Genomic DNA, 12989 nt, shown 5'->3' on the forward strand with positions numbered 1-12989 from the left:
TTGGACGCACGGTTTCGGGCTCTTTAGCGTGACGAGGATGAGCGATCAGGCTGCGACCGACCCGGGACATCGACGCGTGCTGGTCGCGCTGGTCGCGATCGGGATGACGACGTTCGTGCAGCTCTACTATCCCCAGGCGCTGATCCCGGCGATCAGCCGCGACTTCGCGGTCGATGCCTCCCAGGCCGCCCTGACCGTCTCTGGGGCGACGATCGGTCTCGCCGTCGCCGCGCTCGGCTGGTCGTGGATCGCCGACCGCATCGGCCGGGCCAGGGCGATGACGATCGCCATCGTCGCCGCGGCGGCCGTCGGGCTGGTGCTCCCGCTCGTGACCTCGTTCCCCGTCCTGGTCGTCCTCCGCGTCACCCAGGGCATCGCTCTGGGCGGCACCCCGGCGCTCGCCCTCGCCTACCTCAGCGAGCAGGTCGGCCGACGCGACGCGATGGCCGCGGGCGCGACGTACATCTCCGGCACGGTCGTCGGCGGAGTGGCCGGACGGCTGATCGCCGCGCCGATCGCCGACGTGAGCGACTGGCGTGTGGCAGCGTTCGTCGCAGGATGCGTCAGCGCGCTCGGCGCCGCCGTCGCAGTCACCGCACTCCCGCCCGAGCGCCCCCGCCCAGCAACGACTTCACGCCCGGCCGGTGTGTGGCCCGGGATGGTCGCCAACCTCACCAACCCCGGCCAGCTGGCGCTCTACGCACAGGCGTTCTTCCTGATGGGCGCACAGGTGGCCGTCTTCAACTACCTCGGCTACCGGCTCGAGCTGGAGCCGTTCTCCCTGCCGCCGGCGCTGACCGCGGTGATCTTCCTGGCTGGCCTCTCGGGTGCCGTCTCGGCCCGGCTCGCAGCCACGCTCGCGGGACGCTTCGGTCGCAGAGGCGTACTCCTGGCCTCGTCGCTGACCATGGTCGCCGGAGCCACACTGACGATCCCTGACCGGCTGCCCTCAGTCCTGATCGGACTGCTGCTGTTCACCACTGCGTACTTCTCGGCGCACTCGATCGCATCGGGCTGGGTGGGCCCGATGGCGACCAGCGGGATCGCCCAGGCCACCTCGCTCTACACGCTCTTCTACTACGCCGGCTCCAGCCTCTTCGGCTGGCTCGGCGGCCTCGCCTTCGCGGCCGGCTGGACCGGCACCGCGAGCATGGTCATCGCGATCACCCTGATCGCGTTCGCCGCCGCCCGCACGCTCCTGCCCGAGACAGCGAAGCAGGATTCAGATCCGAGACGAGAAGTGGTGGACGCAGAGGGACTCGAACCCCCGACATCCTCCTTGTAAGTCAGATGCGGCGAGGCTACCCCTACTCCCCCACCCTGATGCTCACCGTGTTTTCGTCATGGTTGTTCATGGCTCTTCGGGACCGTTTCGAGAGCACCGGGGACACCACGGGGGCACGGCTGGGAGTCTGCATCGCGGGGGCGAGGCGTCAACCATTCCGGCACCTGGCCCCCTTGGCGGGGGTCTGGGGGCTTGCCCCCACGCTGCCCAACATATCCGAACTCCGGAGCATCGCGGGGAATGTCCCTGCCGGCCAGCAGCGCCCCCTCCCCCTCGTCATCAGCCAAACAAGTTTCCCCGGCCGGAGGGTGAGTAGCGTCGGCTACGAGATCAACAGTCTAAGGACGCCGATCACCACGATTCCGACGTACGCCCCGATTACGAGTACGACGGTTCCGAGCAGGATGATGCCGACCCATCGCCAAGGCCCTGTTCTCTCGAGGAGCAGCTTGCGGAGCCCACGGATGCCCAATCGCAGGACGAGGACGAGGCCGATCAGCACGCAGACGGCGACGGCGAACAGGATGTGGGAGATGACGCTGGAGCTCAGTGAGCCAGCTTGGCTGAGGATCACCGGCGGGACGCTATCGGGAGCACGTGGCGCCTGGGGCGGGTTCGGCTGATCCGTTGAGCTGCTGTGGCTGGAGAGTGAGCGCTTGGTCTACGGACTGGGCGCTCTTCTTCATTTGCGCGGCACGTAGGGGGACCGGCCGCCAGGCCGCACGCCCCCGGAGGCCGCGCACGCGGCCGAAGGCCGCCTTGAGTCAGTAGAGAAAGTTCTCACGGCTAGGCCTCTTCAGCTCGTCGTCTAGCCTCATCTCGCAGCGTCTCCAGTACAAGCGCACGGCGATTTTCCGGGGTCGGTTCGATGGTCCATTGCCCCGCAACGTTGCTTCCGTCTGCCAGGCTAGCGATCTCGTCGGCGAGTACGGCCAAGGCCTCGTTGACGTCGACGAAGCGTTGGACCTCGTCAATCGGGAACTCATTTAGCTTCTGGACCACTTCGGTTCCGCCGTAAAGAGTTGACTCTGGGACCATGCGCATAAGAGTGGCAAGCATCCCCCACGAACTGACTTGCGACCTTATGAAGTGTTGGCATTCGGTTTCTGCCAGATGAAGCCACGGCCAAATCAGTTTCATTACGTTGTCCGGGACGTCGTCGGCACTACCCCAGTCGCCTTCATGGAAGCGCTTCTTGATACTCGCCGCCGCGGTTTCGACCGCCGCGTCACTCCAGGACGCAAAGCTTACGCCTGAATGATCGCCACTTGTAGCACCTGGTCGTGTAAGGCGTGCGATCTCCCAAGCCAGAAGCGACGTCGTTTCGGGGTCGATCGCTAGTTTATCGAGAACACCAGGACCCTCCTCGGGCGTCAATTGAAGTATTGCGTCCCGAGTCATGAACTCTAAGCTCCGTCGCGAGTTGTCAAGGAGACCACCCCCGGGTTGAACATGGCTCAACTGGGAGCAAGCGAACAAAAGTACAAGTTGCGGATCTGCCAGTCCCTTTCGCAAGAGTGCGCGTATCTTGCGTGATATACGGGCTGTATCTGACGGAAACTGCTCGGCGACCTGAGCGTGTGAATCGGAAAAACTTGGATCGCCCGGATCGAACGCGCACCTTACCGTGGAGTCTCGAACGTCCTCAGACGGCACGGAGAACGCGAAATAGCGGTCGAAATAGTCGACGTGCGCCACCCGGCGCTTCTCGTGCAATTCCTGGTCTGCCCCATGCTCTTCCACCTGGTTTATGGATGATCTGACGCAGGCGAACAACGCCTTAAGTACTTCGATAACCACCTGACTTCGTCCCGCTGGGACCTTCGATTCTTCCAACTGCTCGGCCCAGTAGGCAATCGCCGCTGTTCCCTTCAAGTCGGAGGAAGTAACGGATGAACTGGTGAGTGCTGCCTTGTTTCTGTAGACGTATCGATATGCGTGGGGCTCGAACGTGCGCAACCAAGTCAAACAAAGGAAGTCGACGAAGTCGACCTCTTGACCCAGCGTCGGATAAAAGGCGTCGACTTGCGCAAAGAATCTGCGAATCGCCCTTGGCGTATCCAGCCGCTCATGGAGAGCGTCGCTGTATGTGACACCAAGACGGTTAGCTTCCTCCTCGTCCAGCACCAAATTGTTCCCATTGAGAACTACTGCCAGTGCCTCATTGACCAACTTAAGCGATTGATTCTCCCGCAGAGGAGGAAGGTCCAATCTAACCTGCACCATCTTCTCGAGATAGTCTTGCGCCCGCCTTGATTCATCGCCGACAAGGTCAGTTTTCATCAGCACATCAAGAAGAGTCCGCTCGTCATAGCAGAGAAGGTAATAGACGTTCGGGAGTCTGCCGACGAATCGCACCAATTTGAAAGTCATGAGGAGTTCGCCCGGAGAGAGCCTGTCGAGATCATCGAGAATCATCAAGACCGGATGATCCAATTGACTAAGCGCAGACTCGGCCTTGATCTTCGTTGCGTTGGTGCTTGTATCGCCGGCCACTACCTTCGAAAGTGATGAGATTGCACCGCTAGCATCGACGCCGACAACTCCACCGACCTTCCCGATTGGGCTAATGGCTTCTCCGAGACTCCCGATTGTCTCTCGCTTCCTCTTCCATTTTCTGTCCTTCGGCAGGACAGAACGAAGCTCACGGAAGAACGCAACCTGCATTGTGTCGGCATCTGGGTAAATCCAAGGCGTAAACTCCGCAATAATCCATTGGTCGTTCGACTTCTTCAGCATGTTCTTCGCCATGCTCACCACGGAGGACTTGCCACTGCCCCATGGGCCAACGACCGCCAGAACGCTTGACTTCGCTCCATGCCCTCGGATCGTCTGAATTACATCGACGACGTGACGCGCGTATCCCGCGCGGTCGAGGACATCTTCCGACTCATCGGCGAGTTCGTCGTCACCAAAGAGTGTCTGACTCAAGACCCATCTCCTCCGACGCCGGACAGCGTCCCTAGACAGCGGCTAGCCTGCCATCGACATGGTTGCTCATACCGCCGCCTCGTACCGGCTGATTGCGTATCGAACACGCGGCCATACCCAATGATGGGTATGGCCGTATAGGACATCTTGCGTCTTCCACGCGTGAACCTCGAATGACGAGCGGCCCGGATCAGCGCGTCGTCGGCTCCGCCGCGACTGAGAAGCTCGTGTAGCGCTAGCGTTAGTCGAGTGTCTGAAGTATTGAACGCTGCCCGCGCTGAGGCTCGTCGACTGATTGAGCCGTTGGGCCGGCGGTGGCAACACCTCGCGGCGGTCGGGCGCAAGGCGGAAAGTCTCGGCTCCGACAGCAGCTTGGACACCGACCTCCTGGCGGCTGCGTGTTGGCTGCATGACATTGGCTACGCGCCCGAGTTGGTGGACACCGGGATGCATGCGATTGACGGCGCGCGCTACCTGCGGCGTACCGGCTGGGATGAGCGCATCGTGTCGATGGTGGCCCACCACTCCTGCGCTGTCCTCGAGGCTGAAGAGCGCGGTCTGGGTGCGGAGCTCGAGGAGTTCACGCGTCCGCCCGGCGAGTATGAGGATGCAGTGTGCTTCTGCGACATGACGACCGGGCCAGACGGGGCGACCGTTGACGCTCATGATCGCCTGGATGAGATCGAGGTTCGTTACGGGCCGGATCACCTGGTGACGCGGTTCATTCGAAGGGCGCGACCCGAGATTTTGAGCGCCGTCTCGCGCGTCGATGACCGGCGTACGAGCGGTGTCTGGTCGGCGTGACTAGCTTGACGCCTGGTCGATGTGAGGCCAGCGCTCGTTAAGTGCCCAGTTGATACGGATTCGCTGGCTCCGGTCCATCTGGAGGTCGGGTACCTTCGCGGCGTCGACCCACTCGACACTCAGGCTCTCCTTGCTAGGAGTCGGCTCGCCGGAGAGGTAGCGGCCTGCGTAGATGACGGTGAACTCCTGGCGGACCTCGCCGTCTGAGGTGTACTCGATCCGGTGGAGCGGGTCGGTCCAGATGCCGACCAGATCCGTGATCGCGACAGAGATTCCGGTCTCCTCGAGCGTCTCCCGAGCTGCGCACTCCGTGAGCGATTCGCCGGGGTCCATCGCTCCGCCGGGCATGGACCAGTTGCCGTTGTCGTCGCGGCGAATGAGGAGGATTCGGCCGGGCCGTGAAGGTGGGACGTCGTCTCGCCTGGCAGCGCTCGGCCGTCATCGCCTGGGTGGCCGATCAGCAGGAGGTCGCAGCATGAGTGTTCAGCGATACACCACCGCTGACGGCAAGGTCCGTTACCGGGCGCGGGTGAAGCACCACGGCCGCGAGGTCGCTAACCGTGTCTTCGACCGCAAGCGTGATGCGGAAGCCTGGGAGGAGGAGCAGAAGAGGAAGCTTCGCCTCGGTGAGTGGCACGATCCCCGGCGCGGCCGCGTGGCTCTCTCCGTGATCGCCGCTGACTGGCTCGATGCTCGTCAGACGCTCAAGCGGAAGTCTCAGGCGCTCGAGCTGATGGTGTGGAAGCGCCACATCGAGCCGAAGTTCGGCAAGGTCCCGGTCGCTGCGATCACCAAGTCCGACGTGGCGATGTGGGATGGCCGGCTGGTTGCTGATGGTCGCTCGCCTTCGTCGGCTGCGCGTTACCTCGGTGTCTTCCGCCGGCTCCTGGCCTTCGCGGTGGAGGACGGACGAATGACGGTGAACGTTGCCGCCACGGTAAAGCCTCCAACAGCGGGACACGTCAAGCGCGAGGGCCAGTTCCTCAGCCGTAAGGAGATTCACGACCTCGAGGCTGCCTGCGCGGGACGCTACGCCGAGATCGTCCGGGTGCTGGCGCTCTCCGGCCTCCGCTGGAGCGAACTCGCCGGCCTTCGCGTGGGCGATCGGGTGCGCGTACCTGGCCAGGGCCTGAGACTTCAGCGCACCGTCATGGCCAGCAGCGACAAGGGCGTGCTCTTCGTCGACACCCTCAAGAACAAGCGCTCTCGCACGGTTCCCCTGGTCGACGAGCTCGTGCCGATCATCGACAAGTGGTCCGAGGGCAAGAAGGGTGATGACTGGCTCTTCGATGCGCCAAAGGGTGGCCCGCTGAGCGAGGCGAACTGGAAGCGGTCTGTCGACTGGGCCGAAGCGATCAAGAAGATCGGACGCCCGGCCCTTCGGGTCCACGATCTCCGCCACACCTGCGCCTCGCTCTGGCTGGGTGCCGGCGCTGACCCGAAGGTGTTGCAGCGCAACCTGGGGCACGCCTCAGCGGCCATGACGATGGACCTCTACGGCCACCTGATCGATGACAACCTCTGGGACTCCGCCAAGCGGCTCGGGGGCATCCTGGCGGCATCTGAGGCCGACGAGGAGCCGGGAGAGGATGAGGACGATGACGAAACAGGGTCCTGACCTGGCGAAACAAGGTGGTGGACGCAGAGGGACTCGAACCCCCGACATCCTCCTTGTAAGGGAGGCGCTCTACCAACTGAGCTATGCGTCCGAAGCGGCCCCAAGAGTACGCGATCAGGGGCGGGCCGGACCAACCGGGCCTGCGTACCAACCCTGAAATGGAAGTTGAGCCGCTGACGTCTCGGGTCATCAGCGGCTCAACACCTCAAGAGTAGATCCCACCCAGGGCATAGGAAAAGCCATGTAACCAGCCTGTTAACGGACCTTTGATGACCCGTAAACTACTTCCTCACGCCGCCGCGTGGAGCTGCCGGAGATGCTCGCCGAGGTCGCGGCCGTCGGCGTTGTCGTTGTGCACGGCCCACCGCACGACGCCCGACTTGTCGATGATGTAGGAGGATCGTCGCGGGGCACCGGTGCGGTCGTTGAAGACGTCGTAGGCCTGGGCGACCTCGCCGTGCGGCCAGAAGTCGGAGAGCACCGAGAAGTTGAGTCGGTCGGTGTCGGCGAACTGCCGCAGGGCGTAGACCGGGTCGCACGAGATCGCCAGGACCTCGGTGTCGAAGGTGACGAACTCGTCGAGCCGGTCACGCAGTCCGCTCATCTCGCCCGTGCACACGCCCGAGAAGGCGAAGGGGAAGAAGAAGATCGCCACGGCCTTCTTGCCCTGGTAGTCCGAGAGGGTGACATCGGCGCCGAACTGGTCGCGGAGCGTGAAGTCCGGAGCCGGACCACCGATCTCAAGTCCACTCACTGCCCTGCCGCCCTCTCGCCGTTCGATTCTGCCGCCTCGATGTCCCAGGTGGCCAGCTCGCGACGGAGCACCTTGCCGGTCGCGTTGCGCGGCAGAGCGTCGGTCACGACGATCTCGCGCGGCACCTTGAACCGAGCCAGATTCTCCTTGACCCAGTCCTTCAACACCGCATCGACGTCGCCCTCGGCGCCGGGAGCCAGGACCACGAACCCGCGCAGCCGCTTGCCGAAGTCGGCGTCGTCGACCCCGACGCAGGCAGCGTCGGCGACGAGCGGATGGCGGATGAGGCAGTCCTCGACCTCCTGCGGGAAGACGTTCTCGCCACCGGAGACGATCATGTCGTCGTCGCGGCCCTCGACGTAGAGCCGGCCGTCGGGCCCGAACCGCCCGACGTCCCCGGTCGCCATCAGACCGTCGACGACCTCCTTGCCGCCGCCGCTGGTGTAGCCCTCGAAGAGGAGACCGTTGCCGACGAAGATCCGGCCGGCCTCACCGTCGGGCACCGGGACGCCGTCGCCGTCGAGGATCTTCATTCGGGTCCCCCACGGCACCTTGCCGGCCGAGGTCGGGGCCTCGCGCAGGTCGACGGGGTCGGCGATCGAGGCGTAGGAGACCTCGGTCGAGCCGTAGACGTTGTAGAGGCTGTCGCCGAACCGGTCCATCCACTCCAGCGCGAGGTCGCCGGGCAGCGCCGAGCCGGAGGACGCGACGGCCTTGAGCCGGGAGGCGATCCCCTCGAGGTCGTACGCAGCCAGCGTCTCCTCCGGCAGCGACAGGATCCGCTGCATCATGACCGGGATGACCACGAACGAGTCGGCCCGGGTCTCCGCGAGGGTCGCCAGCGCATCCTCCGGGTCGAACCGGCGGCGCAGGATCATGGTGGTGCCGAGCAGCTCGGCGAAGAGCAGGTGGGCGATCCCCCAGGTGTGGAAGAGCGGCGCGGCGATGAAGCAGCGCCAGCCGTCCTTCATCGGCATCCGCGACATCAGCGCGATCGCCGCGTCGACGCCGGCCTCCTGACGCGGCGCCGACTTGGGCGCTCCCGTCGTTCCGGAGGTGAGGATCACGATCCGCCCGTGCCGCTTCGGCGGCGCTACCGGCCGCGCATCGCCGGAGACCAGCGACTCGAGAGTCTCGCCAGGATCCGAGGAGTCGACCCACGCGACCAGCCTCGTGGCCGAGGTCGCCGAGGACAGCAGCCCGGTGAACTCCTCGTCGTGGATGATCAGGGCGGGCTTGTCCCGCTCCAGCACCCCGACGAGCTGCGGACCGGCGAAGGCGGTGTTGAGGTAGAGCGCGTCGGCGCCCAGCTTCGCCACCGCCAAGGTTGCGTCGACGAACCCGCGGTGGTTGCGGCACATGATCGCGACCCCGTCGCCCTCACGGACCCCCCTGGCCGCCAGGGCCCGGGCGATCGCGTTGGAGCGGCGGTCGAGCTCGGCGTACGTCAACGAGCCGAGCTCGTCGATGAGCGCGGTGCGTCGCGGATAGCGGTGGGCGAGGCCGATGAACCCTCCGGCCGGCCCGGTGCCCCAGCGCGCCAGCGCCAGGCCGGTCCGTGCGAGCCCGAGGGGGTTGACCGGCCGGACGATGCCGGAGCCGGCCAGGATCTTCGCCGCGGATCCGGCGGTGCGCGCCTTGGCAGCCGTAGTCGAGAACACCGTTGGGAGTGTAGCCACGCTCACGCTAGGTCTCCTGTGGGTGTCCATCTGCCCGGTCGAAGCGGAGCCCGAGAATCGCCGCCATCAGACAGGAGTCTTCGGCGCCAGCAGACGCGTCGCGGCCCAGTCCTTGCTCACAGATGCGGTGGTGGTCTGGGACAGTCCGGCGATCGGCGCGGCCTCGGCGATGTCGGCCGGGTCGACCGCGCCAGGGCGGCCCACCTTCGGCGTCAGCAACCAGATGACTCCGCCACCGACGAGGTCGGTCAGCGCGTCGACGAGCCCGTCGACGAGGTCGCCGTCGTCATCGCGCCACCACAGCAGCACGGCGTCGACCACGTTGCCGTAGTCGCCGTCGACCAAGTCCGCGTCGACGGAATCTTCGATGGCGACCCGCAGCTCGTCATCAGTATCGTTGTCCCAGCCCAGTTCCTGGATGACCATGCCGGACTTGAGGCCCAGCCGGTCCGCAGGCCCTGTGGCTGCGGTCGAGCTCACGTGTCGTTCCTCCAAAAGCTTGATGTCCACGCCGCTTGCATGAACTTGGTTGGTGGTAGTCCAGCGGAGAACGCTGGTCCACGCAACCCCACCCGCCTGTCATTCGCTAGATAACGGCGTGTCGGAGGCCTTTCAGGCCCTCGGATCGAGCAGATGGAGCAGTACGTTGCGATCCTGCGCCGTCCCTGCCGACGGGTGCTCGGCGAGGCGCACCTCCGGTCCCTGCCAGTCGTTGGCGGACAGCTCACGGGAGAGCGAGGCGAGGTGGCTCACCTCCTCGATCGAGCCGCTCCAGCGCGCGGGACCGGCGTGGTCGAGCATCGTGGTGGCGATGGTGAGCACGTCTCCGTCGGAGATCAGCTCGACGATCCGGCCCTGCTGCGGCCAGTCGATCAGGGACGGAGCGGTGACCTCCCACCAGGAGCCGCGGGGCTTCACCGACGTACGGTGGGTGTGCCCGTTGAGCCAGAGCACAGCGCTCTCATGGCGTGAGACGGTCTGCTCGATCTCGTCGCTGAGCACCCGGCGGCTGCCGCCGGCGCCGCTCATGTCGTTGACCAGCGAGGCCACGTCGTGGTGGCTGGCGATCACCGCGAGCCGCTCGTCGTAGTCGGTGGAAGCGAGCACTGCGTCGAGCCACTCCAACTGCTCGGCGTCGATCGATCCCTGGAACCCGCCGGCCGGGTTGACCGTGTCGAGGACGACGAAGGTGACCTCGTCGTTGACGTCGTAGCGGTAGTAGGGCTTGCCGCCGGCCTTGAAGCCGTGGCCCGGCGGCTTCGCCTCGTCGTGCACGTGGGAGTCGACGAACTCCTGCAGCGTCGTCTGCCGGCGACGCCGGTCGGGGGTCACCTCGTACGGCTCGAGCTCGGCCAGCATCCCGAGCGCCACCGGGTCACCGGAGATCAGCCCAGCGATGAGCTTCGCCTTGGCCTCGTCAGTCCAGTGGTCAGGCATGGCGATCGCCTTGAGATCGCCGACCGCGACCTCGCCGATGGCGGAGCTTCCCGGCACGGTGCCCTGCAGCAGCCCGTCGTGGTTGCCGTTGACTGCCAGCCACGGTACCTCCAGCCCGGGCGAGTCGATCGCCCGGCGCACGGCCTTCAGCAGCCCGGGGACGAGCGGGAAGCCGTGGTCGCCCCGGCGCATGTCGTACGTCTCGCCCTGGGGGTGCCAGAAGCGCTTGTCCGGCAGCGTGGCGACACCTTCGTAGTGCAGCATGTCGCCGGAGTCGGGGGTCAGCCGGCCGCCATCGAGCAGGGTCAGATACCAGTCGAGCTCGTTGTACTGCCCGTTGTCGGTGTTGTCACCGGTCGCGATCGCAAGATCGAGCGGGCCACCGCCGACGGGACCCTCGGTGATCTCGTTGACCGCCTCGACCATCGCCGCGCCGACCTGGGCGGTCAGCAACTCCTGGGCCCGGTAGGTCCCGATCTCGTCGATCAGCTCACGGGTCGCGGTGTCGGGGTCCATGAGCCGGTCCAGGACCTCGACCCGAGCCGGCGACTGGTGGTCGCAGATGTGCATGTCAGATAGGTGCGCGACCGTCAGCACCGGGTCGCCCAGATCCTCGGGCCTCCGCGCCAGATCGGTGCGCGAGATGTGGCGCTCCTGCGGCCCTTCGGCAAGACGTACGTAGGTGCCCTTCCGGCCACCCGCGACGATCCGCCCGCTCTCGCTCGTGACACCCATCTAAGCCGCCTCTTCTCCCTCACGACCGGCCGCCGCGGTTCGTGCGCGAACGATACTCCCCCTGGCCTGATCGGCGCGGCTCCGGTGGACGCGCTCCGACCTCACTCCCCGATTGTCTGCGCGGCAAGGTCCAGGCTGAGCGAAGCCAGACCTTCGACAGGCTTGAATCCGAGCCTCCGGTAGAGACCGAGCGCAGCGTGGTTGTCCGGCTCTGTCACGAGGGACAGTCGTGTAGCGCCCGCCGTCAATGCCGCCCCGCGGACTGCATCGACCAGCGCGGCGGCCACTCCTCGGCGACGAGAACCGGGGAGCACGAATAGGTCGCGCAGTTGCCAGAACTGTCCCATGACCAGCGATGCGGGGATCGCGTGGCTGGTCGCCAGGCCGATTGGAGGTGCGTCCGCCGGCGAGTCCCCCGGCACCGCCGTGTAGAGCGTGAGGATGTTCGACCGAACCATGTCGGTGAGCCAGCCGAGGGTGCGATCGTCCCCGTCTGGCTGACCGTAATGGCGCCGGTACTGGTTGAACAGGATGCTGGCCGCCACGAGGGTCTCCGCGGTGTCGCAGGTCAAGACCCGCAGCGTCTCTCGAGGGGTCGTCACAAGTCGATGATCGCAGGGAACCGCACGCCCGAACAGGATCAGCCGAGCACGGTGCTCGAGACGTTCGTTATGCAGCGAGGGTGAGGGGTGGGTCGAGGTCGTTGCTGATGTCGATGGTGCCGACCGGGGTGACGATGTACTCGTAGCCGTGGGGGCTGCGCCATCGGTAGACGCCCGCTCTGAGGCGGTGATAGCGCCAGCCGTGGTGGGTCTTCATCCGGTGGTGTTGTCGGCACAGCGGGGTGAGGTTGCGGCTGCTGGTCGGGCCGCCGTCGCGGTAGGCGACGCGGTGGTCGAGGTCGCAGTGCTCGGCGCGGGCTTCGCAGTACGGGAACGAGCACTTGTGGTGAAGCAGTTCGGCCTGGCGCCGCTGGCGGACGGTCGGGATGTAGCCGGCGGCTTCGATGTCCTCGGCGAGGTCGACCACGATGATCGGCTTGATCACGGTGCCCGGGGTGGTGGCCCACTGCTGGAGGCGCTCGATGCTGGCCAGGCCACGGGTGTTGGCGAGGCGGGCCAAGCCGGTGCCCGAGAGCTCGCGGGTGTCGGTGTGGATGACCAGCTCCACCACCCGAGCAACGCCAGCCACACCGGGCACTCCGTCGAGGGAGCCGGAGTTGTAGGCACGCCCGAGGACTCCTAGTGCGGCCGCGCGTCGTACGTCCAGGCTCGCGGTCGCGTAGTCGTCCTGGTCGAGGAGCCCGTGCGCGATCGCTGCGACAGCCTTCTCCAGATCCAGGGCGTCGGCGGCGTCGAGCACACCGTCGAGATACCCCAACGCGAGCACGGCTTGGCCTTGTTCGGCACCGGTGGCAACGAACGGGGTCGTCTCGGTGGTGGTGATGGTGACCGAACGGTGCTCGACCGCATCCGACTCCGCGACCGCAGCAGCGACATCGGGTTTCGAACAGGGCGGCGGCCTGGGTGATCATCCGCTCTAGCTGCCGGGTCCCGACCTGGTGGGCATGGGCCCCGATCTGCTGGTCGACCCACGCAGCAGCATCGGCATCGAGGTTTCGGGTCAGGTCCGCGATCCGGCGGGCCCGCCAGGCCAGGAGGGATCCGTCCAGGATCCGCGCCCAGACATGCTTGAGCCGGTAGCGCAGCTCGACCGCGTCGCCGAGGAACCTCTTGCCTGCCTGGG

12 protein-coding genes and 1 tRNA gene are annotated in these 12989 nt (G+C 65.8%); 3 read left to right on the forward strand and 10 right to left on the reverse strand.

Annotation, left to right across the window (positions count from 1 at the left end; genetic code table 11):
- Positions 1 to 37: 37 nt before the first annotated feature.
- The gene (locus ACIO3S_RS28975) at positions 38 to 1285 is read left to right on the forward strand and encodes an MFS transporter (RefSeq protein WP_400470229.1); all 1248 of its coding nucleotides are present in this window, start codon (positions 38 to 40) and stop codon (positions 1283 to 1285) included.
- A 322-nt stretch (positions 1286 to 1607) separates the two neighbouring features.
- Here the strand turns inward: ACIO3S_RS28975 and ACIO3S_RS28980 are convergent, their stop codons facing one another.
- Positions 1608 to 1859, reverse strand: coding sequence for a hypothetical protein (locus tag ACIO3S_RS28980; RefSeq protein WP_400470232.1), 252 nt, complete (start codon positions 1857 to 1859; stop codon positions 1608 to 1610).
- A 212-nt stretch (positions 1860 to 2071) separates the two neighbouring features.
- Positions 2072 to 4216: a P-loop NTPase fold protein gene (locus ACIO3S_RS28985; RefSeq protein ID WP_400470235.1), complete on the reverse strand. Its 2145-nt coding sequence runs from the start codon at positions 4214 to 4216 to the stop codon at positions 2072 to 2074.
- Between the two features lie 249 nt (positions 4217 to 4465).
- On the opposite strand from ACIO3S_RS28985, the gene ACIO3S_RS28990 reads away from it, so the two are divergent.
- Entirely contained in the window at positions 4466 to 5020 is a 555-nt protein-coding gene (locus ACIO3S_RS28990) for an HD domain-containing protein (RefSeq protein WP_400470238.1), read from the forward strand.
- Here the strand turns inward: ACIO3S_RS28990 and ACIO3S_RS28995 are convergent, their stop codons facing one another.
- Complete coding sequence (locus tag ACIO3S_RS28995) at positions 5021 to 5407, reverse strand: NUDIX hydrolase (protein WP_400470336.1); 387 nt, start codon at positions 5405 to 5407, stop codon at positions 5021 to 5023.
- Between the two features lie 88 nt (positions 5408 to 5495).
- Between ACIO3S_RS28995 and ACIO3S_RS29000 the strand changes: the two genes are divergently transcribed.
- On the forward strand, positions 5496 to 6638 hold the full coding sequence (locus ACIO3S_RS29000) for a tyrosine-type recombinase/integrase (protein WP_400470241.1): 1143 nt from the start codon (positions 5496 to 5498) through the stop codon (positions 6636 to 6638).
- A 15-nt stretch (positions 6639 to 6653) separates the two neighbouring features.
- Here ACIO3S_RS29000 and ACIO3S_RS29005 read toward each other — a convergent pair.
- The 7 genes from ACIO3S_RS29005 to ACIO3S_RS29035 all read right to left on the reverse strand — a co-directional run bounded on the left by ACIO3S_RS29005 (position 6654) and on the right by ACIO3S_RS29035 (position 12632).
- A tRNA-Val gene (locus ACIO3S_RS29005) sits at positions 6654 to 6729 on the reverse strand.
- A 198-nt stretch (positions 6730 to 6927) separates the two neighbouring features.
- Complete coding sequence (locus ACIO3S_RS29010) at positions 6928 to 7392, reverse strand: peroxiredoxin (protein ID WP_400470244.1); 465 nt, start codon at positions 7390 to 7392, stop codon at positions 6928 to 6930.
- Positions 7389 to 9053 carry an AMP-binding protein gene (locus ACIO3S_RS29015; protein WP_400470247.1) on the reverse strand — a complete coding sequence of 555 codons (1665 nt, stop codon included), beginning with the start codon at positions 9051 to 9053 and terminating at the stop codon, positions 7389 to 7391. Before ACIO3S_RS29015 ends, ACIO3S_RS29010 begins: the two co-directional genes overlap by 4 nt.
- A gap of 84 nt (positions 9054 to 9137) precedes the next feature.
- The gene (locus ACIO3S_RS29020) at positions 9138 to 9551 is read right to left on the reverse strand and encodes a DUF3052 domain-containing protein (RefSeq protein WP_008358178.1); all 414 of its coding nucleotides are present in this window, start codon (positions 9549 to 9551) and stop codon (positions 9138 to 9140) included.
- A gap of 132 nt (positions 9552 to 9683) precedes the next feature.
- Positions 9684 to 11243, reverse strand: coding sequence for a TIGR03767 family metallophosphoesterase (locus ACIO3S_RS29025; protein WP_400470251.1), 1560 nt, complete (start codon positions 11241 to 11243; stop codon positions 9684 to 9686).
- Between the two features lie 101 nt (positions 11244 to 11344).
- Positions 11345 to 11815 carry a GNAT family N-acetyltransferase gene (locus tag ACIO3S_RS29030; protein WP_400470255.1) on the reverse strand — a complete coding sequence of 157 codons (471 nt, stop codon included), beginning with the start codon at positions 11813 to 11815 and terminating at the stop codon, positions 11345 to 11347.
- A gap of 97 nt (positions 11816 to 11912) precedes the next feature.
- Positions 11913 to 12632 carry an HNH endonuclease signature motif containing protein gene (locus ACIO3S_RS29035; protein ID WP_400470258.1) on the reverse strand — a complete coding sequence of 240 codons (720 nt, stop codon included), beginning with the start codon at positions 12630 to 12632 and terminating at the stop codon, positions 11913 to 11915.
- Positions 12633 to 12989: the final 357 nt, after the last annotated feature.

Origin of the sequence: Nocardioides sp. NPDC087217, assembly GCF_044744805.1 — a bacterium.
GTDB lineage: Bacteria > Actinomycetota > Actinomycetes > Propionibacteriales > Nocardioidaceae > Nocardioides.